This is a genomic window from Bacteroides sp. 41_26 (assembly GCF_949740115.1).
GTDB classification, from domain to species: domain Bacteria; phylum Bacteroidota; class Bacteroidia; order Bacteroidales; family Bacteroidaceae; genus Bacteroides; species Bacteroides nordii.
In genome coordinates this window covers 89,897-113,717 of record NZ_CATJGZ010000087.1, presented here as the reverse complement: position 1 = coordinate 113,717, position 23,821 = coordinate 89,897, and the positions used below count along the sequence as shown (strand labels likewise).

At 43.5% G+C, this 23,821-nt stretch carries 21 protein-coding genes and 1 tRNA gene; 5 read left to right on the top strand and 17 right to left on the bottom strand.

Annotated elements, in window-relative coordinates:
• Positions 1 to 13: 13 nt before the first annotated feature.
• The 5 genes from QX565_RS13370 to QX565_RS13350 all read right to left on the bottom strand — a co-directional run bounded on the left by QX565_RS13370 (position 14) and on the right by QX565_RS13350 (position 8,076).
• Entirely contained in the window at positions 14 to 2,167 is a 2,154-nt protein-coding gene (locus QX565_RS13370) for an alpha-glucuronidase family glycosyl hydrolase (RefSeq protein ID WP_289293009.1), read from the bottom strand.
• An 11-nt stretch (positions 2,168 to 2,178) separates the two neighbouring features.
• Positions 2,179 to 4,125 (bottom strand): glycoside hydrolase family 97 protein, encoded by a 1,947-nt coding sequence (locus tag QX565_RS13365; protein WP_289293008.1) that lies wholly within the window; start codon positions 4,123 to 4,125, stop codon positions 2,179 to 2,181.
• 18 nt (positions 4,126 to 4,143) lie between these two features.
• Positions 4,144 to 5,286, bottom strand: a complete 1,143-nt coding sequence (locus QX565_RS13360; RefSeq protein ID WP_289293006.1) for a glycoside hydrolase family 88/105 protein — start codon at positions 5,284 to 5,286, stop codon at positions 4,144 to 4,146.
• 14 nt (positions 5,287 to 5,300) lie between these two features.
• Positions 5,301 to 6,494 (bottom strand): glycoside hydrolase family 76 protein, encoded by a 1,194-nt coding sequence (locus QX565_RS13355; RefSeq protein WP_002558357.1) that lies wholly within the window; start codon positions 6,492 to 6,494, stop codon positions 5,301 to 5,303.
• A 628-nt stretch (positions 6,495 to 7,122) separates the two neighbouring features.
• Entirely contained in the window at positions 7,123 to 8,076 is a 954-nt protein-coding gene (locus QX565_RS13350; RefSeq protein ID WP_025866864.1) for a calcium/sodium antiporter, read from the bottom strand.
• 178 nt (positions 8,077 to 8,254) lie between these two features.
• Between QX565_RS13350 and QX565_RS13345 the strand changes: the two genes are divergently transcribed.
• On the top strand, positions 8,255 to 10,069 hold the full coding sequence (locus QX565_RS13345; protein WP_002558355.1) for a mechanosensitive ion channel family protein: 1,815 nt from the start codon (positions 8,255 to 8,257) through the stop codon (positions 10,067 to 10,069).
• 385 nt (positions 10,070 to 10,454) lie between these two features.
• Here QX565_RS13345 and QX565_RS13340 read toward each other — a convergent pair whose 3' ends face one another.
• From QX565_RS13340 to bamJ (QX565_RS13295), 10 genes are all read right to left on the bottom strand, one after another.
• Positions 10,455 to 11,636, bottom strand: a complete 1,182-nt coding sequence (locus tag QX565_RS13340; RefSeq protein ID WP_122201421.1) for a THUMP-like domain-containing protein — start codon at positions 11,634 to 11,636, stop codon at positions 10,455 to 10,457.
• 3 nt (positions 11,637 to 11,639) lie between these two features.
• The gene (locus tag QX565_RS13335) at positions 11,640 to 12,128 is read right to left on the bottom strand and encodes a Riean_0653 family protein (protein WP_002558353.1); all 489 of its coding nucleotides are present in this window, start codon (positions 12,126 to 12,128) and stop codon (positions 11,640 to 11,642) included.
• A gap of 17 nt (positions 12,129 to 12,145) precedes the next feature.
• On the bottom strand, positions 12,146 to 12,790 hold the full coding sequence (locus tag QX565_RS13330) for an outer membrane beta-barrel protein (RefSeq protein WP_007482910.1): 645 nt from the start codon (positions 12,788 to 12,790) through the stop codon (positions 12,146 to 12,148).
• Between the two features lie 11 nt (positions 12,791 to 12,801).
• The gene (locus QX565_RS13325; RefSeq protein ID WP_007482907.1) at positions 12,802 to 13,560 is read right to left on the bottom strand and encodes a M15 family metallopeptidase; all 759 of its coding nucleotides are present in this window, start codon (positions 13,558 to 13,560) and stop codon (positions 12,802 to 12,804) included.
• A complete protein-coding gene (locus QX565_RS13320) occupies positions 13,557 to 14,687 on the bottom strand; it encodes a M50 family metallopeptidase (protein WP_025866866.1) in 1,131 nt (376 codons plus the stop codon). Before QX565_RS13320 ends, QX565_RS13325 begins: the two co-directional genes overlap by 4 nt.
• Before the next feature lie 82 nt (positions 14,688 to 14,769).
• Positions 14,770 to 14,843 (bottom strand) — tRNA-Ile (locus tag QX565_RS13315).
• A 106-nt stretch (positions 14,844 to 14,949) separates the two neighbouring features.
• Complete coding sequence (locus tag QX565_RS13310) at positions 14,950 to 15,261, bottom strand: DUF4491 family protein (protein WP_002558349.1); 312 nt, start codon at positions 15,259 to 15,261, stop codon at positions 14,950 to 14,952.
• A gap of 4 nt (positions 15,262 to 15,265) precedes the next feature.
• On the bottom strand, positions 15,266 to 15,730 hold the full coding sequence (locus QX565_RS13305) for an Lrp/AsnC family transcriptional regulator (RefSeq protein ID WP_002558348.1): 465 nt from the start codon (positions 15,728 to 15,730) through the stop codon (positions 15,266 to 15,268).
• 153 nt (positions 15,731 to 15,883) lie between these two features.
• Complete coding sequence (gene bamJ, locus QX565_RS13300; RefSeq protein WP_002558347.1) at positions 15,884 to 16,750, bottom strand: BamJ family beta-barrel-assembly machinery protein; 867 nt, start codon at positions 16,748 to 16,750, stop codon at positions 15,884 to 15,886.
• Positions 16,751 to 16,765: 15 nt separating this feature from the next.
• Positions 16,766 to 17,356, bottom strand: a complete 591-nt coding sequence (bamJ, locus tag QX565_RS13295) for a BamJ family beta-barrel-assembly machinery protein (protein ID WP_002558346.1) — start codon at positions 17,354 to 17,356, stop codon at positions 16,766 to 16,768.
• A 219-nt stretch (positions 17,357 to 17,575) separates the two neighbouring features.
• Here bamJ (QX565_RS13295) and QX565_RS13290 point away from each other — a divergent pair, with 219 nt between their 5' ends.
• Entirely contained in the window at positions 17,576 to 18,274 is a 699-nt protein-coding gene (locus tag QX565_RS13290) for an SIR2 family NAD-dependent protein deacylase (protein ID WP_002558345.1), read from the top strand.
• Complete coding sequence (locus QX565_RS13285) at positions 18,271 to 19,332, top strand: winged helix DNA-binding domain-containing protein (RefSeq protein WP_195349125.1); 1,062 nt, start codon at positions 18,271 to 18,273, stop codon at positions 19,330 to 19,332. The genes QX565_RS13290 and QX565_RS13285 overlap by 4 nt, the downstream gene beginning before the upstream one ends.
• A 38-nt stretch (positions 19,333 to 19,370) precedes the next feature.
• On the opposite strand, the gene QX565_RS13280 is transcribed toward QX565_RS13285, so the two are convergent.
• Together QX565_RS13280 and QX565_RS13275 are read right to left on the bottom strand one after the other, a co-directional pair.
• A complete protein-coding gene (locus QX565_RS13280; RefSeq protein ID WP_002558343.1) occupies positions 19,371 to 20,117 on the bottom strand; it encodes a glycosyltransferase family 2 protein in 747 nt (248 codons plus the stop codon).
• On the bottom strand, positions 20,110 to 21,375 hold the full coding sequence (locus QX565_RS13275) for a glycosyltransferase family 4 protein (RefSeq protein ID WP_025866867.1): 1,266 nt from the start codon (positions 21,373 to 21,375) through the stop codon (positions 20,110 to 20,112). The genes QX565_RS13280 and QX565_RS13275 overlap by 8 nt, the downstream gene beginning before the upstream one ends.
• Positions 21,376 to 21,478: 103 nt before the next feature.
• Here QX565_RS13275 and wecC point away from each other — a divergent pair, with 103 nt between their 5' ends.
• Positions 21,479 to 22,681 (top strand): UDP-N-acetyl-D-mannosamine dehydrogenase, encoded by a 1,203-nt coding sequence (wecC, locus tag QX565_RS13270; RefSeq protein ID WP_002558341.1) that lies wholly within the window; start codon positions 21,479 to 21,481, stop codon positions 22,679 to 22,681.
• A complete protein-coding gene (gene wecB, locus QX565_RS13265) occupies positions 22,681 to 23,808 on the top strand; it encodes a non-hydrolyzing UDP-N-acetylglucosamine 2-epimerase (protein WP_025866868.1) in 1,128 nt (375 codons plus the stop codon). Before wecC ends, wecB begins: the two co-directional genes overlap by 1 nt.
• Positions 23,809 to 23,821: the final 13 nt, after the last annotated feature.

Sequence of the window (23,821 nt, the reverse complement as noted above, 5' to 3'; positions counted from 1 at the left end):
TCTGTCTGATTATTTATTCATACTTTCCTTCCCAGTTGTAGGGGAAAGGGATTCTTTTGTAATATTCAAGTGTGTGTTGTGGGTGTTCGTATTGTGACGGTATCGGTCTTTTAGAAAATGTCTGGAAATAAAGAACGCAGCCGTCTCTCCACCAGATAGCTTCGTCCTCCTGTACTTTTAGTAGTTGTTTGACGTGATTAAATCGTTCGACATCGATTTTACCTTCCATAGAGTCCCAGAGTTTACGCATCCCGCGTACCTCATCTACTCCTTTATAATAGTATGCTATCAATTCGTCCCATAAGATTTTTCCGGACGGCATCTTGTAATCCCAGGGCAGGTGATGGAACCATAACAGATCTTTTTGCGGGCAGGTATTCAGGTTTTCAAGTATCTCTGCCAAAGGTTTGGCATATTGATTGACAACATTGCTGCCTTTGGAAGTACGATCTACGCCAATACCGGTTTCGTCCGCTTTATGATAATCTTTAGCATCCCAGTGAGGGTCTTTGTACCAAGGGCCGGGACCATAGTGAGTCGCAAAATTCATGATATGATTCAATCCCAGCGGATTGCGATAGTTTACTACCGTTTCGCGTGATTGCTGCATCATTTCTTTGATCGGATTCACAAAGCTTGTATTGTTATTGAACGTCATACGCAGCCATTCATCTGCCACTTCTTCTGACGAAAGTTCCGGATTCCACGCCATGCGCCCGAAAGCATACCAGTTGGACTGTCCGAACAGATGTCCGCACCAGTTGATATCCGTACCGATATTGGCAACTCCCGCAATGCCGGAGATGCCGTGTGAACGGTTGTAATCTTCCAATACATTGGCAACGGTTGTCCCTTTTCCTTTGGTGTATGTATCGGCATCCAGACACTCTTCGAATAACGGACCCAGATAGGCGAGGTTGGTAGCATACCCAAGGTACTCTTGCGTTATTTGGAATTCGAGCATCAGTGGTGTCTGAGGCATTGCTCCGAAGAGCGGATGGAAAGGTTCGCGTGGCTGGAAGTCAATCGGACCGTTTTTGGGTTGTACGAATACGTTCTTATTGAATTTTCCGTCCAATGGCTTGAACTCTTCATAGCCATTGCCCGCACGGTCTACGTTCCGGGAGTTTTCGTATACGAAGGCACGCCACATCACGATACCGCCATAGGGTTCCAGTGCTTCTGCCATCATGTTTGCTCCGTCGGCATGCGTGCGTTTATAGTCCTGAGGACCCGGTTGCCCTTCGGAATTGGCTTTTACGAGGAATCCTCCGAAATCAGGGATATACTTATAGATCTCTTTCACTTTATCTTTCCACCATTGGCGTACTTCCGGGTCCAGCGGATCGGCTGTATTCAAAGCTCGCAGTTCTTTCGGGGCACTGAAACGGGCTGTCAGATATACCCGGATGCCGTAAGGACGAAAAACATCTGCAAGGGCGGCTGCCTTTATCAGATATTCGGTGGTCAGGCTGCGTGCGTTGGCATTTACATTGTTCAGAACGGTGCCATTGATACCGATAGAAGCGTTGGCACGGGCATAATCGCGATAACGCGGATCGATGTATCCCGGTAAGCGCTGCCAGTCCCAAAGTGTGTAGCCTGCATAACCGTGTTCGATCGTTCCATTCAGGTTGTCCCAGTGGTTCAGCATACGCCTTTGCAGTTTGGGCATCTGCGTGATGTTTAACTCTTTGATATCCGATTGGGTCTGCAAAAGCCGGAGGAAATGAAAAACACCATACATTACGCCCATGTCCTTCCGGGCTGCAATAACGGTACAGGGCGTTCCGTTTACCTTCAGGGTTTTGATGAGGAATCCTTCATCGCCCAAGCCGGATATTTCGTTGGTTATCGCATGGATACCGGATAGTACTTTTGAGGAAGCCGGAGTACCTACCAGCAGTGTACCTTTGGAGATACCGTCTGTTTCCGGCAAATTAGTATCCAACAGGCCATCCAGTCCTTGTTGCAGTTCCTTTTTTGCTTCTGTCAGTGTGGCGGAGTTTACAGGGAAGTTCAGTTTAGCTAACGTTTTTGAATAACTGTTCAATAGTTGGCTGTTGTCTACTTTCTGATAACGGAGCCACAAGTCGTAGCCATTCTCTGCATGCAACATTGGCATACAGAGAATCAGGGCGGCTATATAGACGAGTTTTAGTTTCATATTCCGGGATGTTATTTGATGACACCGGCCCATCCGCCGTTGCGTACCATTTTGATGGTAAGCTGTGTCGCATTGTTTACTTTACTCTCCCTTTGCTTATAGTCCATGGCCTGGCGGTCGGCATTGATACCATCTTCAAACGAGGTGAGGGTGAATGATTGACCGGCAGGCAGGAAACTCAAGTCGAGATTGATTGTACGCCCTTCGTTGTTGGTAATACCACCAATGAACCATTTGTCACCTTTTCGTCTGGCTACCACTACGGCTTCACCTACTTTGGCATAAAGTACTTTTGTTTCGTCCCAGGTGACGGGAACGCTGGATATGAACTCTGTACACGGGCGTTCACGGTAGTAGTAAACCGGATTGTCTGCCAACATCTGCAAACCGCTTTCGAAGACTACGAACAATGCCATCTGGTAGGCACGTGTACCCGAACCCATGGCGTTGGCACGTGTGGAACGATTGTCTTCCGGTTGAGCGGAAAGCATTGAACCGGGCGTAAAGTCCATCGGGCCTACTGCATTGCGCATGAATGGCAGATAGATACTGTTGGCCGGGCGGCAGTTGCCTCCTTGTTCCATGCCCAATACCCCTTCGTATGAAAGTACATTTGGATATTTACGTTCCAGTCCGGCAGGTTTGAACGAGCCGTGAAAGTCAACGAATAATTTATGCTTGGCTGCTTCTTTGGCTACGCGTTCGTAGTAATTTACCATCCACTGGTCACTACGATCCATGAAGTCAATCTTTACTCCGGCTACTCCCCAGTCGGCAAATGTCTTGAAGAGGTCGAAGTTGTTCTCTACGGCCAGCCATGTCAGCCAAAGCACGATTTTCACATTGCGTTCTTTGCCGTATTGAATGAGTTCGGCTAAGTTGATGGTCGGGTTGGGAGTATACGGATCACGGGTACTTTTGGCCCATCCTTCATCCATAATGATATAAGGTATGCCGAATTTAGAGGCGAAGTCAATGTAATATTTGTAAGAGTCCATGTTATACCCCGAACGGAAATCTACTCCATACAGGCGGGCATCGTGCCACCATTCCCAACTTACCTGTCCGGGCTTGATCCAGCTGTAATCTTCGAGTACACAAGGAGTAGACAAGTTGTAAACCATTTCGTTCTCCAACAGTTGTTTGTCTTCTTTGGTAATCACCATGAATCTCCAGGGGAAACTACGTTTACCGGCTGTTTTGGCTATATAATCCGCTTCTTTCAGAATCTTGAGACTGCGGTCACCATCTTCTCCGAATTCCAATGGTACTTTTGGGAAAAGAGATTGCATTCCATTCCGTCCGGTGCTCTTCAGAAACATACAAGGATAGTCGTGCAGGTCTGCTTCAGAAATCAGAATCTTGTAAGGCTTGTCCGTTTCTAACAATATCGGCAGGTAGCTCATACGGTCGGTAGCTTTGTATTCTTCCGAATTTACGTGCGTATAAGGATATTCGTAGGAAGTTTTGAATCCGTTGGGTTGTGACAAATGGGCCTTATAGTTAGCCGGAAAGTTTAGTACGAAATCTTCTCCCATGACAATGTTGTCACCTTTCTTATCGGTGATGAAACGGTAGGCCACTCCATTATCGAATACGCGGAACTCTACAGCGTAGTTGCCGGCAAAGTTCATTCGTAGTGTGTTGCAATGGTTCTTTACAACAGCGTTCTTGAGTGGAATTTCACGTTTTACACTTTCGTCAATGACTCCTTTTTTGGTACTGCGGAGCTTGGGATTATTACCGAGTGTTTCATTCTCCAGTTGGAGGTTGAGATAACAGTCTTTCAATAAAAGATCATTCCCGTAAGATACGGAATAGTAGATTTTGTCTTTTACATCGACAGAGAGGTTCAGTTCTCCATTGGGCGATTTTACGTCTATCACCTTGGCAGAGAGGTGGCTGCCCCACGCAGTGGCGAAGGTTAGCAGCAGTGCAAAGAGTTTGTATACTTTCATGGCTATTGAGTTTTTGTTTTATTTTTCAAGGAAGGCATTTACGCACCACAGTACAGGTGCTTGTCCGTGCATATTGCCCGGAAGGGTTTTCCGGTTCAGGTAGAACTGGCGGTCGTTGGTTTTATTGGTACCTTCACATATGCCGTCGATGTCTCCGTTTTCATCAATGTGCCCAACCAGAGCAATCCATGCTTTGCGTACCAGTGGAGCGTAGGTTACTTCATCCAGCCAACCCTTCTTTACGCCTTTTACCATGGCATATACGAACATGGCCGAACCGGAGGTTTCCGTCCAGGTAGTTTTGTCGTCCACCAATTGTCCCCATAAGCCATCCTCCTTCTGATAATCGCGCAAGCTGTTCATCATCTTCCGATAAGATTCCAGTATTCTTTCCCGGTTCGGATTGTCTTCCGGAAGCATGCCTAAAAGTTCCGTCATTCCGGCAGCCATCCAGCCATTGCCACGTCCCCAGAAGAAGGGGACATCTTCAGCGTGGTAGAATAGACCATTCGGACGTTGTATCTTATCGAGGTACTTCACCATCTCGGCAGCAGCACGGTCTATGTATTTACGGTCTTTGGTAACGAAATAGGCTTGCGACTGAATGGCCGAAATCATAAACATATCGTCAATCCAGTAGCGGGTTTGCCAGGACAACCCCTGATCCAGCAAAGCCTGGTATGCTTCGCGATGTTTGGTGTTACGCGGCATTTTCCATTGTTCGTCTGCATACCACATTCCCATGTGGTAGTAAATTTCCTTACCGGTTTGTGCATATAGCTGGAGCGGGATAGTACCGAATACGGTATGATCTACATGATCCGGTAGGGGTTGTAGTCTGCGTTCCGGACCAAAGATCGGCAGGAAACGTTCTTCCAGTTGGCGGAGGAGTTTCTTGTTTTTGGTGATATGCGCGTAACGCAAAGCACCAAACCATGCACATGTTTCCGGATAGGTGATTTCATTAGGAGGTGCCGGATTACCGTTGAAATTGGGATGTGGGACGGCTACAAACCGTTGGCTTACTAACTCACCTACTTCTTCGGGCGAACAACCCTTGGGCCATTTCCTAAATTCTTTTTGTGCCATCAGTAGTGAAGGCAGACAGGCAACCATCAGCGCGAGCATTCCTGCCTTAACGAATTTTTTACGTGTTTCCATGTTCTATATTTGTTTTATTTCAGATTCATGTTTCCCAGATTTGCGTACATTTCCACCATTGCCGCCTGATTAAGCAGCCATTGCTGTTTTTCTTTCTTTTCTCCGCTCCAGTCACTGTTGATGAGTCCATTGTCATAGCGGGCACTTTCCCATGCCAGTTCCAGATTGTCGGCAAAGATTTGCAGATATTCCGGATTGTTATCTTGCAGATAGAGTTCTATATATCCTCTCATCATGATAGCCACGAACCATGTTCCCCGGTTGCGGAAGAACCTGATATCTGTACCGTCCTGTGTCTTGAATGGTACTGTGAAGTAGTTTATTCCTGCACGGGCCACGTTTTGTGCTTCTGTCAGAAATTGACGGTTGCCGGTTAGTTTGTATAGCAGACTGGCTGCTTGCAGCATTTGTCCCGTATTATATGCATATTTCTCTGTGCCGGTGCGTCCGTCTGTTTTGAGGTTGTCGAAGTAAATGTAATCCGAATCCTGTAAGTTTACTTTTGTCCATGTATATAGCTCCAGTCCTTTCTGATAATAGGCACTGTCTCGGGTGGTCTCAAAAAGTTGAAGTGCCAGTACGGATGCGGGTGCATTGGAGCAGGTATTCTTTGATTCCTTTTTTTGCTCACACCAATAGATACCTCCGTTTAGTACATCGTCATTACCACTCAAGAGGAATTTCCATATTTCTTCCGATTGTTTCAGGTATTTCTTATTTCCTGTCAGGCGGTAAGTTTCGAGGAAGTCAATGCCTAACCAGATATTATCATCATAGAAACGGTCGGAATGCCCGGCCTCACTGATGTAGGATTGAAAACAGGCAGGAGTACGGGTTGTGTCATAATAACATTCTAATCCGGGAATGATTTTCTCCTGTAGAAGTGCCTGATATTTGTTGTCTCTGGTTGTTTTGAGTAGTGCATTTACTCCTGAAAACAACCCGGAGGTAGGCCATAAATAGGCTACTTTGTCTTTGGTAACCGTATCTGTAGAAGCCAGGTAGGTTACTTTATCATTGGAACTTTTAGGATAATTCTCATTAAATAAATTGCCCCCTTCTGCCTGATAGTATTTGAAGATACTGTCGAGCAACATTTCAGAGCGGGCAATGGAAGTGTTGTTCTCCTGGGTTACGGACGTTTGGCATGCCAGCAAAGAGATTGCCAGAAAAAGTGCACTGATTGCTTTGGGTAAGAATGATTTCATACGTCTGCTATTCTATTGAAATTTACCTAAAGGGAAATTTGGTTTTTAGAAAAGAAGAGAGTCTGTGGCTCCCTCCTTTTTTTCCTGAACTAAATCCTACCTTCTTTTTACTTTAAAAAAACTATATTCGTTCTCAAAAATCACTTCACAAATATAGGCAGTTGTTTCTCAGTAAATATTCACAGTTTTGACAATAGTGTATAGGGGACAACTTTAGCAGAAATGGAGACAAAGGCGATATGGGGGTAACTGTATGCATTTATGCCATATTTGTATTCATATAGGCACATATGAGGGTTTTCCGTACAGGGAAGTACGGTGGACGATGGATTATCGTTAAAATGCAGATGAATACAGGTTTGTGCAGACAAATAGATAGATGAGAAAGAGTGTCCGTCTTTTCATCTGTGCTGATTCGCGATTATCTGCGTTTCGCCAGGTAACGAAACTCTGTGAAACTCCTGTGGAATTTCAAATTTAGTTCATACTATGACAGCGTTTTATTGAAACGCAAATGATCGCAGATTTTCGCAGATTAAATAGCTGCGCTATACTTGAGCGATGATATTCTTTGCGTGAATCTGCGAGTTTCTGCGTTTCAATAATAATATCATATAATTTAGAACGATTACTTATAGATAAGAATTGTAGTATATGCTATGTAGCAAAGTATCAGGATGCTTCCTTCTATCCGCGTAATAGTACGTTTGGCGAAAAAGAGCCCGAATAACCATAGCAGTACTCCTGAGCCTACCAATACCAGCAAATCGAAATTCGTAATGCCGCTTAGGCTGAGCGGAGTGATGGATGCACTACATCCAAGTACAAAGAAAATGTTGAACAGGTTGCTGCCGATAGCATTTCCGATAGCTATTTCCGGATTCTTTTTCAATGCGGCAACCACCGAAGTTGCTAATTCGGGTAGCGAAGTACCTCCTGCTACCAACGTCAGTCCGATGACTGATTCACTGACTCCCAAGCTGCGGGCAATATTACCGGCTCCTTCTACAAACCATTGTCCACCGAAAATGAGCCCCGCAAGTCCACCTATGATATAGAGCACCGAGCGCCATATGGGTAACTGGCGTATCTCCTCATCTGCTCCTTCACTCTTACCGTTGGATGCGATGGCAAAGGTATATCCTAAAAAAATAGCGAAGAAACACAGAAGCAGTAGCCCGTCGGTGATGCTGAGCACGTTTTGGGCAGCATGGTCCAATAGAACATCATTGGCGCATATCAGTAATACGATGGAAGAGAGAATACAGAGAGGGATCTCTTTCTTTAGTGTGTTCTGAGTGATGACGATAGGAGCAAACAATGCAGTGCAACCCACTATCATCAGTGTATTGAAAATATTGCTTCCCACTACATTTCCGATAGCAATATCTGCACTTCCTTTTAATGCGGAAGATACACTGACTGTCAGTTCCGGGGCTGAAGTGCCGAATGCAACGATTGTTAATCCGATGACAATGGATGGGATACGAAATCGTTTGGCAACAGATGCGGCTCCGTCCGTCAGGCCATTAGCGCCTATTAGAATGAGGAGAAGTCCTCCGATGAGAAGTAATATATCCATTTGGGTCCTGATTTTTGCTACAAAGATAACGGAATTAATTAAAACTGGAACCGTGTTGAGAATTATCGGACGTATCTTTTTGAGCAAATAATATATTCATTCCCACTGAAATATCAAAAACATTCCGTATGTTTGGCACGTTTATTTGTCTATAGCAAGGTTAATAAGTGTTTTTTGTATGAGGAAGAATCGTTTATTTTGTCTTTTCATCTCTTTGGTATTTACTATTGGAGCGTCTGCTCAGCTGGTCGAGAAAGTTCGTGAATTTCTTGGTGACGATACGTTGAAAACTCATTCTGTCATAAGGAGTGATTCTGATTCGGCGAACATTGCCGACATGAAAAGGGAACTTGAAACTGCCAGGCTGAACGAAGCCAATATGCGGATGGAGATGGAACAACTGAAATTGCAGGCATATGCTGCTGATTCTGTAAAATTGGTTCAGCAAAAGTTGCGTATAGACTCATTGCGTAAGTTCACTCAAGGTGTTCCCGTGGTTGTGGAAGGGGATACGCTTTTTTATATATATGCCAAACGGGGCGGACATACCCCCCAACAACGGGCGGTGATGAATGCCACTGCTATCACAGAGTTGGGCAAGCGATTCAATCTCAAGCCGGATTCCCTGTATTTGGAGAGTAGCGACATTGTGACCGATTTAATGTATGGCGATAAAGTATTGGCTTCATTTACTGATCAGGACGGGTTGTGGGAAGGTCGCACACGTGACCAGCTTGCTGCCGATAAACGACACATAGTGGTAGACAAGCTGAAGGATATGAAAAAAGAACACAGCTTGTGGCAGTTGGGTAAGAGGATTATATTTTTTGTGTTGGTATTGCTCGGGCAGTATCTGCTGTTTTGGGCTACTACTTGGCTATTTAAGAAACTAAAGATACGTATTCAACGATTGAAGGACACAAAGCTAAAGCCTATTTCGATTCAGGATTATGAATTACTGGATACTCAGAAACAGGTTAATCTGCTTATATTCCTGGCCAATATATTGCGTTATGCCTTCATGTTGCTTCAGTTAGTTCTTACGGTCCCCTTGCTATTTTCCATTTTCCCGCAGACCGAAAAGCTGGCCTATCAGATATTCTCATATATCTGGAATCCGGTGAAAAGTATATTTGGTGGGGTGATAGATTATATTCCGAACCTGTTCACTATTTTTGTAATATGCCTTGCTGTGAAATACTTGGTGCGGTTGGTTCATTACCTGGCTACAGAAGTACAGTCTGACAGATTGAAACTGAATGGCTTTTACCCGGATTGGGCGATGCCTACTTTCCATATTATACGTTTCCTGTTATACGCTTTCATGATTGCGATGATCTACCCCTATCTGCCGGGTTCCGATTCGGGAGTCTTTCAGGGAATTTCAGTCTTTGTCGGACTGATTGTTTCATTGGGGTCAAGTACGGTGATTGGGAATATTATTGCCGGGCTGGTTATTACCTATATGCGTCCGTTTAAGTTGGGAGATCGTATCAAGCTGAATGATACCACCGGGAATGTCATAGAGAAAACCCCGCTTGTGACACGTATTCGTACGCCAAAGAATGAGCTGGTCACTATTCCCAACTCCTTCATCATGTCTTCTCATACAGTGAATTATAGTGCATCGGCACGAACCTACGGATTGATTATTCATGCAGAAGTGAGCATCGGATATGATGTACCCTGGCGTAAAGTGCATTCGTTGCTCCTGAAAGCAGCACAAGCAACGCAGGGAGTCGCGGCGGATCCCGAACCGTTTGTACTTGAAACGGAATTGCAGGATTGGTATCCGGTGTATCAGATTAATGCGTATATAACAGAGGCGGACCAGTTAGCACAGATTTATTCCAATCTGTATCAGAGTATTCAGGATGTATTTGCTGAGGCGGATGTTGAGATTATGTCTCCGCATTATATGGCAGTACGCGATGGAAATGAGACGACTATTCCTAAAAGCGGATTGAAACCGGAGGAGACTAAAGAAGGGTAAAACCGAGATCATATCGTTTCTCATTCAGAAAGTTGGCAGCCTACTGTATATGGGCTTTATTAGGTAATGCTTGGAGCTATGTAAAGTAATATTGTCATTCATGCATATCCCGAAACGATAAAATGTGCTTCTGTAACCTCTTGATTATCAATGCCTGTTTGGCCTCTTTTTCTCCCCGGAGCCGAGCAGCCTCCTCCTCGGAGCCGAAGCACCTCTTCCCCGGAGCCGAGGAACGTCCTCCCCGGAGCCGAGCGGGGCGTGCAGCTCCGGAGAAACATCCTATGTAAAATAATAGAACTTTGTTTGGCAAGAACTTATTATTTATGCGAATCAGTAGTTATTTATAAAGAGTCAGTAAAATCCTGTATCGGATCTCTTATTCATTCTATACTTTACTGCATTTTATAAATACCTTCTGCTCGTTGGATAGAGTGGTTGCAAAAAGATAAACCTCCCCTCCATCCGACAACTTGGTTCGCTTCCGTATTTCTGCTACCGTAGCCGGGAAATTACGAACGGTGATATTGGCTTTCTTTAGCTCCCCGATGGTTTCTTTTATTTCTTTCTTATTGAAGGAACATTGTCCGGTTATCAGGAAAGATCTTCCCGGAAAGTTCTCTATCCACAGATCCGAAGTGTAGAGATGGCTGTTCGGATGCAACTTTTTTACTTTATACCGGGAGGCAATATTGCGAAATGCACCCGCTTTAAGGATGGAAGCATTCGGTTCATACAGATACTTACCAAGTTCTTTGGTATAGAGACATTCGGAAGTAAGTTCCCCTTCCCGGGTGAAAGTGAAGGTTTGTTTCTCTTTGGAGGTGAGATTGATGCAATGGATAGGAATCAACCGGGAGGGTTCGTTTCCTATTATCAGCAATAGCTCTTTGCACTCATTGTTTACGGAGATAACATGTACCTCCCTGACGTGCTTCATACTTTTTAGTGCAAGGGTAAGGTCCAGCATGGGCGATAACTTGATCATGATCTGTTTGCCTTTGCTCAACAATAACTCTTCCAGCTCTGCTACATCAGGTTCACAATCTGATATGGCGATTGTCTTCCCTCCATGTTCATTCCGGCGTGCCGGATCAATAAAAATACAATCCACCGGTTCCATCTTTTGTAAATGAGCTACTCCGTCTTCATTATATACCGTAATATGTTTCAGCCCGAGTAGGGGGAAGTTATGTTTTGCGATTTCACAGAGCTCTTCTTGCCGTTCCACATAGGACACTTTACGAAACCTGCTTGCCATAAAAGCACAGTCTATCCCGAAACCTCCGGTCAGGTCGGTTAATGTCTCTCCGTCTGCCAGCGTCGATTTGTATTGTGCTGTTATTTCAGAGGAGCATTGTTCCATCGATAGATGACGCGGATACCATAGCTCCTCAATAGATTGCCACGAAGGTATTTTATTGGCAGCAGCCTGTCTTCCGGCTATTTGTACAATAGCGGCAGGCATATCCACGTCCGGATATCTGGGAGCCTGTAATGCTAGTAGCCGGACGTCATCCCGACTATGGGCACGAATAAACTCGATAGTAGGTTGTGATAGTTGTTCCATAAATTACATGAGATCTTCTTCCTGATCTTTATAATGAACATCGAAGCGGCCGTTAGTGATCCGGCCTCCACTGAATGTTCCGCTGATGATATTTCGTTCCGTATCAAAACGGGTGATGGTAACTGTTCCGTTTTTTAATTTCTCTTCTCCAAAGCGTGCGTTAGTAAACTCCGATTCTTGTCCTTCCTGAGGAGATACTATGGTAAACCGGATGTATCTGTCTTGCTTTACCATGACAGATACGTCTACTTCTGCCTGCTTCTCATTGTATAAGAATTTGATTGACGGACTGTCTACGGAAGGGCCGAACCAATAACCGTAATCCCGGTATCTGCCTCCGACATATAACCAGCCGTCTATCAGGCAGCCAAACGTCTCTGCACCAATAGTAGTAGCAGGTGGCATCACTGTAATGTCTACTGTTTCATCTTCTCTGTCACAACCGATACAGCAAAGAACGGAAAGAAGAATGAGGATATATTTCTTCATCATATTGTATATATTTCAGGTTAAAAATTGAAAGAGACTCCTGCTGAAAGATTAAGTCGGCTTACCGATAACGGGTCGTTGCGGAATTTAACGGTAGTCGTTTCATTATGATAACGTGGGTATATTTTGTGAATATTGGAGGCTACGTATTGTATATCGGCTTCTATATTCCATTGCCGGGTTATTTTCAAGGTAGCGTTGAGCCCTGCATTAGTGGCAAAGGAAGTTGCAGTTACGCGTCTGCTTTTATCGAATACTTTACTGTAGTTCCTATATGACAATATACCTATACCTGCATCCAAGCGAATGAAAAAGCATTTTGTCCGAAGGCAATAGATCCCTGCCTGGGGAGCAAAATAGTGTGTGTATAGATGATCGCTTCCTTCTTCGTGGCTTCCCTGGGAAGAGAATCCTGAATACAGGAATCCTATTCCGACTATATCTGCCGGACGGTAATAATATTGCGCATCCCAGCTAACCCCTTCCGAAAGGCTACGCTCGTAACTTTTTGAACTGTTGGTTAGTCCGGCAGTTCCTTTCAGCATATTCCCGTATCCGGTATGGAAGGAGAATGTGTGCTGTTGCTTTGTGGTTTCTTGTGCCGGTAAGGCGATACACCACATTGTTAGAAAAACCAACAACAGGTTTTGTTTTCTTTTAAGCATAATAGATGGTATTATTCGATTCGTTTATATCTTTGTTTAGCTACTTCTCTGCTGCACAGGTTAAAGTGCCACCACTCACTGTTGAGTGCACGAAAACCTGCTTCTCTCATAATGAGTCGGAGTAGTTGCCGGTTTCTTACAGCTTCCTCGCTGATTTTTCTGCTTTTTACTAATTCAGCTTCGTGGGTGATATGAGCTTCGACACCCAAATGGTCTACTTCCGTTCCCATAGGAAGAGGAACTCCATTATTATCGAGAATGCTGATGTCTACTGCCAGTCCGTAGTTATGGAGTCCTCCACCGCGGGAAGGATTGGATACATAGATGCTTTTTGAAGTACCTTTCACTACATTCCACATCTTTTTCTGTACGGACATGGGACGGGCAGCATCGTAAACAATCAGGCTGTATCCGGGGTGTTTTTCTTTCAATAACTGTTGGGCACGAAGCAGTGATTTTAAAGCATCCGGATGCAGATAGGCGTCCTTTAAATCTTCGTAGAGTAGTTCTCCTGTAAAGTTTTCCGGGGTTGCATACAGTAACTTTACAGCAATACTACTGTCTGCGCTTTGGATATTTATAAGTCCGAGCGAGTCAAGATAAAGTGCTATACGGCTCTTCTCTATAACGGGCGATTGGGTTTCTTCTGTTGTAGCAATAGTTTCTACAGGAGAAATGACTGTTGTCTTTTCTCCCGTCGGTTTTCTTCCGGTATGACATGCTGTGAGTAGCAGACAGAATGCCAGGAGTCCCCATTTTCTGTATTTCATCGTTGGAGCGTCCATTCCATGAGTTCAATATCCATTTCTGTTTCTGCTTTCATGAGGTAATGATTCCGTTTCCGGCATACACTATTATATATTTCTTCCGCAGCTTTCCGATCTTTCTTCCATAAGAGTGCGAGTGCACATTGCAACCTCTGTTTGCCGGTTGAGGTTTCTCCGAACCGGCTGATATATTGTTGCAAGGAAGTACTGTATAATTCCTCTATTACTTCTGAACGACATTGTCCAATCAATTCCAGAAAAAGTAATTCACACTCGGCTTCCAATACGAAGATAGGAATAATCTCTTCCCGATGTGCAAGTATCTCTTGCAATAGTTTTTCAGCCTGTGCAAACTCTTTCTGATCTATAAGCCGGGATACACAAAATCCCTTAACACCGGTCAGCAACGGATTACTGTACTCTGTGTCTTCTCCTGTAAACCATTCGGCAGGCATATCCCTCAACCGGGTACCTTCCTGAAACAAAGCATTTACCTTAAGCTGAAGTATTAAGGCATGGCGGCTTTCCAACGACTTTTGCATCAGCCTGAGGTTATAGCCGTCATTGACAATACCACTTCTTTTCATTGGAATTCCGTTGAGTAGTGCGAATAGAATTCCGATAAGGGCGGTAAATAGAAGGAATAGTTTGAAGGGAGTAAAAATAGAAGGAATTGTAGTCAATAATAAGATTGCTACTATTGCCGAGAACAGATTCATTAATACACCTCCCAGATTGTAGAGAATGAACGGGAGTTGTTGCGGACTTACATCCGGTGGGAGAAGCAGACATTGGCCAGCCGTTCCGGGTATCTTAAAGTACTTTATCTTGAATCTTCCTTTTTCTTTGATTAATGTTAGTTTCCCGATACGGAAAGAGATAAATTTGTAACCGGTGGCTAATCCAAAAAGCAAATGTCCTGCTTCATGTAGGATAATTTGCAGGTAACCGGCAATAAAAAGACTTATGAGCGATATAAACATACTACTTAGTAGTGTCTCGATTTTCAGATGTTCGAGAAATGCAGTCAGTGAGGTCCCGGTAAACCAGCTGATTCCCAGTATTACACCGGCAGCACCCATACACATACCAATAATCAGGCTACCTGCGAACTTGAGGACTTTTTTCATAACAGTTTGTTTCTGATTAGTTTTTGTACCTGTTCTTATAAAAAAAAGACTATAAATCATCGATCTATAGTCTTCTTTTAAGTGGGCCATCTTGGGCTTGAACCAAGGACCTCCAGATTATGAGTCTGTTGCTCTAACCAACTGAGCTAAAAGCCCGTGTATCCTTTTATCTTGGATGCGGGGACAAAATTAGTATTTTCTCCCGAAATATGCAAACTTTTTAGAGCAAAATCAAAACAGTTTCTTATATTCTTTCAATGTTTCAGAATTTATAAGTACGCTTGGGGTTTTTCGGGAACCATCCTTTTCTAACCCGGTCTTCTTGTTCAAAGACCTCTTTGATAGTCCAGAACGAAGAAAAAGCAAAAACGCCTAACAGGGAAGAAACGAGAATATTGTCTACACTTAATGAAGCTAATACGCCGGCTATTCCCAATACCAGAAAAATCCACCAACATTTAGTACCCCAGTAATATTCGGCTTTTACCACGACCGGGTGAAAGAGTCCGATGATTAAAAAAGTACAGATACCAATTAGAAGTCCTGCCAGATGATATTCGTTCAAGAACTCCATTGGTTTACTTATCTATGCGAATAGGAATTTCTTTCTTGATACTTTGTTCCAGGGAGATCAAGGTCTCAGTAGCTACAACGCCTGGTATCTCCTGCATCTTATTATTCAACAAGTCCATCAGGTGTTCGTTGTCGCATGCATAGAGTTTAGTCAGCATGGTGTATGGACCGGTAGTGAAGTGGCACTCTACAATCTCCGGTATTTTTTGTAACTCGGCTACCACCGATTTGTACATAGAACCCTTTTCAAGCTTAATACCAACGTATGTACAAGTTCTGTATCCAAGTGATTTGGGGTTTACGTGATAACCCGATCCTACAATAACTCCCAGATCTATAAGGCGTTGCACACGCTGATGGATGGCTGCACGTGAGACACCACATTCTGCTGCTACATCTTTAAAAGGTATGCGGGCATTCTGAGAAATGATCTCAAGAATCTGCCTGTCAAGGTTGTCTATTTTTTCCATAATTAATGAGTATATTTTCCAATTGTTATCAAATAGTAAGCAAATATAGAGATTTATTTTAATTTCTCTCTATAAAACAGATAAAAAATAGGAAATAGCAAAAAAGAGGCGCAAATTTCTTTGCACCTCTTTTTATTTATAGGGATAATTTGCTTACTTTTCGATGCTAAGCAATTCAACTTCGAATACCAAAGTTGAGAACGGTTTGATCTGGCCCTGATCTCTTGAACCATAAGCCAAGTCTTGTGGGATGTAAAGTTCCCATTTAGAACCAACAGGCATCATAGTTAATGCTTCTGTCCAACCTTTGATAACCTGGTTAGCACGGAAAGTAGTTGGCTCGTTACGTTTGTATGAACTATCAAATTCAGTACCGTCAATCAAAGTACCTTTATAGTTTACTTTCACTTTGCAAGTATCAGCAGGAATTTCACCCTTACCTTCAGTGATTACTTTATACTGCAATCCGCTCGGAGTTGTTTTTACACCTTCTTTAGTCTTATTTTCAGCAAGGAATTTTTCACCGGCAGCTTTGTTGTCAGCGTATTTTTCTTCCATAGCTTTTGCTTTGATAGCTTCCATAGCTGTCTGAGTATATGACTGAGCTTTTTCCATAGTCATCAAGCCACCTTTTTCCAGTGTACCTGCGATGAAACCTGCAAGGAAGTTTTCTTTGCTGATAGTTTTTACTGAATCTTCACCAAACAGTTCGTGGTTAATACCCTTCATCATCTGGTTACTGATCTGCTGACCAATCTGAAGACCTGCCATGTAAGCGGCTTCTTTCTTTCCGGTTTTGTTGGCACCTTCGGTTACACCTTTGATGAACTCAGCCATGTAAGCTGTGTCAACATCCATACGTCCTACTAGATAGCCTTTCAGACCTTGAGTCTGAGCCATACCGATTGAATAAGACAGTGAATCGAGTTCTGTTTTCAGATTTGCTTTAGGAGCCTGGGCTGTACATGATGCAAGACCAGTTACGGCAGCGATTGCTGCCAGGATTGTAATCTTTTTCATTTTGCTTTTAAAAAATTATTTGTTTAAAACTTCAAGTAATTCTACTTCGAATACCAGTGTGCTGTGCGGTGGAATCATCTCTCCGGCACCTTGTGCGCCGTAAGCCAGATCTGACGGAATATACAGTTTCCATTTAGAACCTTCCGGCATCAGCTGCAATGCTTCTACCCATCCCGGGATCACTTGGTTTACACCGAATACAGCAGGCTGTCCGCGCTTGATAGAGCTGTCAAATAGTGTTCCGTCAAGAAGTGTACCTTCATAGTGACATTTCACTTGATCGGTGGCTTTGGCCAGTTTGCCTTTTCCTTCGGTGATTATTTCGTACTGCAGTCCGCTTGGAAGGGTTACAACACCCGCTTTTTTCTTGTTTTCTTCCAGGAATGCTTTTCCTTGTTCAATGCTGGCAGCACTCATCTTCTGTTCCAGTTCTTCGAAATATTTATTTACTATTTCGCGGGCTTCTTGGTGGCTGATAGCTGTCTGATTACCTTCCAGTACATCTTTAATTGCCTGAGCAAAGTCTTCTACCGAGATGCCTTTGGCACCCATACCTAACAAGTTCTGGCCGATTCCAAGGCCGATTGCATAACTAAATTTATCCATATATATTTTTGTTGGAGATTGGAGGAAGAAACTTGAATCTTTCACTCTCAATCAATTGCAAATTAACAATTGGCAAAAATACATGTTTTATTTGAATGATCGGGCTTTTTGGATTTAAAATTTCTTATCACTGTATAAGTTATCTGTTTTTATTCGCTTTATTATTCAATTATTCTGTTTACTTTTGCTATATATCTGAATCAATGTAAAAAAGGAAGCATGAAGAATTTAGTCATTTTGTCAGGTGCGGGGATGAGCGCGGAGAGTGGGATCAGTACATTTCGTGATGCTGGTGGGTTATGGGATAAGTATCCGGTGGAGCAGGTAGCAACTCCGGAGGGGTATGCACGTGATCCGGAACTGGTGATTCATTTTTATAATGAGCGGCGTAAACAACTGTTGGATGTGAAGCCTAATCGCGGGCATGAATTGTTGGCAGAGTTGGAGAAACACTTTAATGTGACTGTAATTACCCAAAATGTTGATAACCTGCACGAACGGGCAGGGAGTACACATGTGATTCATCTACACGGTGAATTGACAAAAGTATGTTCCAGCCGTGATCCGAATAATCCTCATTATATAAAGGAATTGAAACCGGAGGAATATGAAGTACGTATGGGGGATTGTGCCCGAGACGGTTCTCAGCTGCGTCCTTTCATAGTCTGGTTTGGTGAGGCTGTACCAATGATAGAGGCAGCCATTGATATTGTGGAGAAGGCGGATGTATTTGTTATTATCGGAACTTCCATGAATGTCTATCCGGCTGCCGGGTTGTTGAATTATGTGCCACGTACAGCAGAGGTTTATCTGATCGATCCTAAACCGGTGGATACTCATACTTCCCGTTCCATACATATTATTCAAAAAGGAGCTTCGGAAGGCGTTGTCGAACTTAAACATCTTCTTGGCCTATGATTGCAAATATTCGTCAGATAAGTCAGCAATTGCTGAATCCGTGTTTTAATTCTCCCAAAGAGGTTGTGTCATGGATGGGAGCTATCCAGGGACAGGATTATGCTATGGCTAAGTGGGCTGTAGGTATCCGCTTAAAATCACCCACTCTTAGAGCTGTGGAGGACGCCCTTGCACGGGGAGAGATAATACGTACACATGTGATGCGCCCTACTTGGCATTTAGTGGCAGCAGAAGATATACGCTGGATGCTGAAACTGTCTGCACAGCGTATAAAGTCGGCCAATGACTCCTTCGCGAAGGGACATGGAGTAGATATTTCAGAAGCACTTTTTTCTCGTTGTAACCGCTTAATAGAAAAACTGCTGGAAGGAAATAAAAGTCTGACTAAGCAAGAGATAGAAGCCGGACTGGCAAATGAAGGGATGACTGTTGATAATCGATTGATGACACGGTTTATGGCACGTGCTGAGGTGGAAGGTATTGTTTGCAGCGGTGTTGATAAAGGGAAGAAAGCAACGTATGCTTTGCTTGAAGAACGTGTTCCTCCGGTAAAAGAACTGACAAAGGATGAAGCTTTGGCTACATTGGCATTGCGTTATTTTCGTAGTCATTCTCCGGCAAGTCTGACAGATTTTGTATGGTGGTCGGGCTTATCAGTTACCGAAGCAAGAACTGCTATGGGGCTGATTGATTCACAATTGGTGAAGGAACGTTTTGACTCTTATGAATTGTTCGTGCACGAATCTTATCAGGGAGAGATTAACTCTGCTGATATACTTCACTTTCTGCCATCTTATGATGAATATCTTATTAGTTATAAAGAACGTAAAGCTGTGCTTGCCGAGGAATATCATCCTAAAGCGTTCAATACGTACGGGATATTTTATCCGGTGATCTTGTATAATGGTAAGGTAGTGGGTAACTGGAAAAAAACTGTTGGCAAAAACAAGAAGATTGAAATAGTAACTTCTTTTTTCGAAGGTTGTCCCCGTATTCATAAAGAAATGATAGAACAGGCAGAAAGCAGATTACGGGTATTTTATTCAGAGTCCGACTGAACTGATAAGGAAAACGCTTCCTTCCTCCGGGTAGCTTTTTATTTTTTGGAGATAGCCCGTATGATAAACCAGGCGTGATGTGCTACGGTGCTCATCACTCCATAATGCTGGCACATAATACGAAAACGCTCTTTGAGAGATGCTTTCTGATTCCGGGTAGTCATTCCTTCGTCCAGATAATCAATGACGGTGAGATGGGTATTGTGTAGGGTACGTGCCTTTTTCATAATCCGGATACACCAGTCAAAATCGGCAGAAAAACGATAATTCAGATCATATGGTTCTATAAGGGTATGTTTGGCAAAAAAAGCCTGATGGCATACCAGCATTCCTTGTTTGAAGCTTTTCCAGGTTAATACGTTAGGAGCCGAAAGGCGGCGCATACGTAAAAAATGTCCGTTTTTATCTACAATTGCCGTCTCACCGTACAGTACATCGGGAAGTTCGTTTCCACTGATCGAGTGTACCATTTGTTGCAGTGTATCATCTTCATGAAAACTGTCGCCGGCATTGAGAAAGCAGAGATAATCACCTGTCGCCAATGATATTCCCTTATTCATAGCATCATACAAACCTTTATCCGGTTCACTGACCACTTTATGAATCCGTTCGCGGTATTTGTTTATAATCGTCTGCGTGTTATCTTTTGAGGCTCCATCCACAATAATGTACTCTACATGTCGGTAGGTTTGTGAAATGACGCTTTGTATCGTGTCTTCCAACACCTGTCCGGCATTGTAAGTTACGGTGATAATTGAGAATTTAGGGGTAGGATGGTTATGCATGCTTTCCCGTGATTTTGTTATAAACTTCGATGTATTTCTTGGCAATGATACTTTCCGAATAGTTAGCTATGGCCTTTCGTGAGGCCTGTTCCGCCAATATAGGGTTTTCCGATTCTGTCAATGCCCAGTAAATTCCGTTGGCAAAGTCCTCAGACGATTTGTATTGTGCCACATAGCCATTATGCAGGTGGTCTATCATCTCCGGAATACCTCCGACATTGAATCCTACACAAGGTACTCCGCATGCCATTGCTTCCATGATAGTATTGGGAAGATTCTCTTCCAGTGAGGGAGTTACAAACAGATTGACAGCATTGTATATATTCACTAATTCATGCTCATTGCTGACGTAATCGAGTGCGTAGACCGGGAAAGGTAACAAATTAGTCAGTTGTTGTGATTGGTTGCCAAATACCACAACTCCGAGTGAGGATTTCAACTCAGGATGTTTCTCTGCCAATAGCTTACATGATTCTATCAGATAGTCGATTCCTTTACGTTTGTCTGTGATTTTGACAGAGCCGAACAGTAACAATTTTCCTTCCTGGGGTAACCGGAAATGTGTACGGGCCTCCTGTTTATTACGGGGTCTGAACAGATTGGTATTGATAGGATTCGGAATGCTTGTTACGGTGTGTCCGGTGAGCAATGCACTGCTTTTGGCTTTCTCTTCAAGCCAATGGCTACAGGTTACAAATGTGATAGGAGCAGCTTTATAAAGTTCTTTTTTCTTTCTGAATATGCGGGCGGACAAGTCTTTTTTATTGCCTCCGCCATAAAGGAAGGGACAATGGTGACATTCATGCTGGTAATTGGTACATTCGCGTGCATGGTGACAAATACCGGTAGAAGGCCACATATCATGCATAGTCCATACAATAGGTTTCCCCGATTCCAGTATTTTGCTGAGATTTTTGAGTGAGAGCATTCCCTGATTGATCCAATGCAGGTGGATAATGTCTGCTTGCCGGAATTCCGGGAGGGAGGTAACATCTGTACCTGTATTGGCTATGTCCACTGCAAAAAGATTGTTTTTCTTGAAATGGTTTGCTTTCCAAATGACAATGCGTTCCCAAACGAATTTCCATAAAGTCAGCCAGCTACGGTCGAGTCCGACAACACTTATCTGGTCGGTTTGTTTGTCACGTACCAGCATTTTGGCTTTGATTCCATTGTTTTTCAGTGCTTCCATCAGACGGCTGGCAGCTACGGCCGCACCACCTATTCGTTCGGATGTATTTATGATCAGTACTCTCATGCGCCAGAATGTTTTGGCAAAAATAGCGGTTTTCTGTGAGAATCCGTACAAAGTCATGGATTATTTGTACTTTTGCAGCACTATATATAAATAGGTTTAACATATGAAAAAGGTTCTGTTTTTGGGCTTGGGATATATTGGTCTTCCTACGGCGGCAGTTGCTGCAACTCATGGTTATCAGGTGATTGGAGTAGATGTGAATCCAGTGGTAGTGGACACTATCAATCAAGGGAAAATACATATTGTAGAGCCGGATTTGGATAAGATAGTAAAGGAAGCTGTTCAAAAAGGAAATCTTCGGGCTGTGTCGAAACCCGAAACAGCGGATGCTTTCTTTGTAGTGGTACCTACTCCGTTCAAACAGAACCATAGGGCAGACATTATGTATGTGGAATCTGCTACACGTTCGGTAATTCCTTACCTGAAGGCGGGAGATTTATTTGTTATTGAATCTACATCTCCTGTTTTTACCACCGAGCGGATGTCAGAAATTATATATAAAGAACGACCGGAGCTGAAAGGTAAATTGTACATTGCATACTGTCCGGAACGTGTATTACCGGGAAATACACTTTATGAACTGGTTCATAATGACCGTGTGATTGGTGGTATCAATCCGGAATCTACGGAGAAAGCGATTGAGTTTTATTCTGCTTTTGTAAAAGGTACTTTGCACCGTACCAATGCCCGTACGGCTGAAATGTGTAAACTTACTGAAAATTCGTCACGTGATTCTCAAATTGCTTTTGCCAATGAACTTTCGATGATTTGTGATAAGGCAGGAGTAAATGTATGGGAGTTGATAGAGTTGGCCAATAAACATCCGCGTGTTAACATTCTCCAACCGGGATGTGGTGTAGGAGGGCATTGTATTGCTGTAGACCCTTGGTTTATTGTCTCTGATTATCCGGAACAGGCACAGCTTATCAAGCGTGCCCGTGAGACGAACGATTATAAAGCCGACTGGTGTGCTAACAAAGTGATGGAAACTTGCCAGCGGTTTGTAGAGAAGAATGACCGGGAGCCGGTTGTTGCCTGTATGGGATTGGCCTTCAAACCCAATATTGATGATTTGCGGGAGTCTCCTGCCAAATATATTGCTTCCCGTATTATTTCAGAGTCAAGAGCGGATGTACTGATTGTGGAACCGAATATATGTTCACATCCCAGTTTTCATTTGACGGATTATAAAGAGGCTTATGCGAAGGCAGATATCGTAGTCTGGCTGGTCCGTCATACCCCTTTTGTAGAGATGGTGCGTGAGGAAGGCAAACTGGAACTGGATTTTTGCGGAGTGAGAAAGTAATGAAGAAGATATTACTGGTATTCGGAACACGACCGGAAGCCATCAAGATGGCTCCTTTGGTAAAAGCTTTGCAACGAGATACAGAACACTTTGAAACGAAGGTTTGTGTCACGGCACAGCATCGTCAGATGCTGGATCAGGTATTGGAAGTATTTGGTATCGTACCTGAGTATGATCTGAATATCATGGCCCCCGGGCAGGATTTATATGATATAACCTCCAAGGTATTGTTAGGTTTACGTGATGTATTCAAAGAGTTTGCTCCCGATGTGGTACTTGTACACGGTGATACAACCACCTCAATGGCTGCCGGCCTGGCTGCTTTTTATCAGCAGATCAAGGTAGGGCATGTAGAAGCCGGTTTACGTACTTATGATATGCTTTCTCCCTGGCCCGAAGAGATGAATCGTCAGGTAACCGATCGTCTCTGTCATTACTATTTTGCTCCTACCCATCAGTCTGAAGAGAACCTGCTTCGTGAGAATATTGATGGTAATCGTATTTTTGTAACGGGAAATACCGTGATTGATGCCCTGTTGATGGCGGTGGATATTATATCTGCCAGTCCGGAGAAACAGCAGGAGCTACATGAGATTCTGAAAGCCAAAGGTTATATCTTGACAGACCGTGAATATATTCTTGTCACCGGACATCGCCGTGAAAACTTTGGCGAAGGCTTTTTGCATATTTGCAAAGCCATTAAAGAGATAGCAGCAGAACATCCTGATATAGATATTGTCTATCCGGTGCATTTGAATCCGAATGTGCAGAAGCCTGTTTACGAGTTGCTTTCGGGTTTGAGTAATGTCTATCTGATTGATCCGTTGGATTATCTGCCATTTATTTATGCCATGCAGCACAGTCTTTTGTTGCTGACGGATAGTGGCGGTGTGCAGGAAGAGGCTCCGTCATTAGGGAAACCTGTTCTTGTGATGCGCGATACAACGGAACGTCCGGAAGCTGTAGCTGCCGGGACGGTAAAGCTTGTTGGTACAGATTACAATGCGATTGTCAGCAATGTAAACACATTATTGCGTGATAAAGCACTTTATCAGAAGATGTCAGAGACACACAATCCTTATGGAGACGGACATGCCTGTGAACGTATCATAGCAGCTTTGCGATAGAGTATACATCTCG

Coding starts and splice junctions, on each gene's coding strand:
- QX565_RS13320 (WP_025866866.1), bottom strand. CDS start 14,687: ATGAAAAAAGTCCTCAAGTTCGCAGGTAGCCTGATTATTGGTATGTGT.
- QX565_RS13365 (WP_289293008.1), bottom strand. CDS start 4,125: ATGAAAGTATACAAACTCTTTGCACTGCTGCTAACCTTCGCCACTGCG.
- QX565_RS13340 (WP_122201421.1), bottom strand. CDS start 11,636: ATGGAACAACTATCACAACCTACTATCGAGTTTATTCGTGCCCATAGT.
- QX565_RS13335 (WP_002558353.1), bottom strand. CDS start 12,128: ATGATGAAGAAATATATCCTCATTCTTCTTTCCGTTCTTTGCTGTATC.
- bamJ (WP_002558347.1), bottom strand. CDS start 16,750: ATGAAAAAGATTACAATCCTGGCAGCAATCGCTGCCGTAACTGGTCTT.
- QX565_RS13350 (WP_025866864.1), bottom strand. CDS start 8,076: ATGGATATATTACTTCTCATCGGAGGACTTCTCCTCATTCTAATAGGC.
- wecC (WP_002558341.1), top strand. CDS start 21,479: ATGAAAAAGGTTCTGTTTTTGGGCTTGGGATATATTGGTCTTCCTACG.
- wecB (WP_025866868.1), top strand. CDS start 22,681: ATGAAGAAGATATTACTGGTATTCGGAACACGACCGGAAGCCATCAAG.
- QX565_RS13275 (WP_025866867.1), bottom strand. CDS start 21,375: ATGAGAGTACTGATCATAAATACATCCGAACGAATAGGTGGTGCGGCC.
- QX565_RS13280 (WP_002558343.1), bottom strand. CDS start 20,117: ATGCATAACCATCCTACCCCTAAATTCTCAATTATCACCGTAACTTAC.
- QX565_RS13285 (WP_195349125.1), top strand. CDS start 18,271: ATGATTGCAAATATTCGTCAGATAAGTCAGCAATTGCTGAATCCGTGT.
- QX565_RS13330 (WP_007482910.1), bottom strand. CDS start 12,790: ATGCTTAAAAGAAAACAAAACCTGTTGTTGGTTTTTCTAACAATGTGG.
- QX565_RS13345 (WP_002558355.1), top strand. CDS start 8,255: ATGAGGAAGAATCGTTTATTTTGTCTTTTCATCTCTTTGGTATTTACT.
- QX565_RS13355 (WP_002558357.1), bottom strand. CDS start 6,494: ATGAAATCATTCTTACCCAAAGCAATCAGTGCACTTTTTCTGGCAATC.
- QX565_RS13325 (WP_007482907.1), bottom strand. CDS start 13,560: ATGAAATACAGAAAATGGGGACTCCTGGCATTCTGTCTGCTACTCACA.
- QX565_RS13305 (WP_002558348.1), bottom strand. CDS start 15,730: ATGGAAAAAATAGACAACCTTGACAGGCAGATTCTTGAGATCATTTCT.
- bamJ (WP_002558346.1), bottom strand. CDS start 17,356: ATGGATAAATTTAGTTATGCAATCGGCCTTGGAATCGGCCAGAACTTG.
- QX565_RS13360 (WP_289293006.1), bottom strand. CDS start 5,286: ATGGAAACACGTAAAAAATTCGTTAAGGCAGGAATGCTCGCGCTGATG.
- QX565_RS13290 (WP_002558345.1), top strand. CDS start 17,576: ATGAAGAATTTAGTCATTTTGTCAGGTGCGGGGATGAGCGCGGAGAGT.
- QX565_RS13370 (WP_289293009.1), bottom strand. CDS start 2,167: ATGAAACTAAAACTCGTCTATATAGCCGCCCTGATTCTCTGTATGCCA.
- QX565_RS13310 (WP_002558349.1), bottom strand. CDS start 15,261: ATGGAGTTCTTGAACGAATATCATCTGGCAGGACTTCTAATTGGTATC.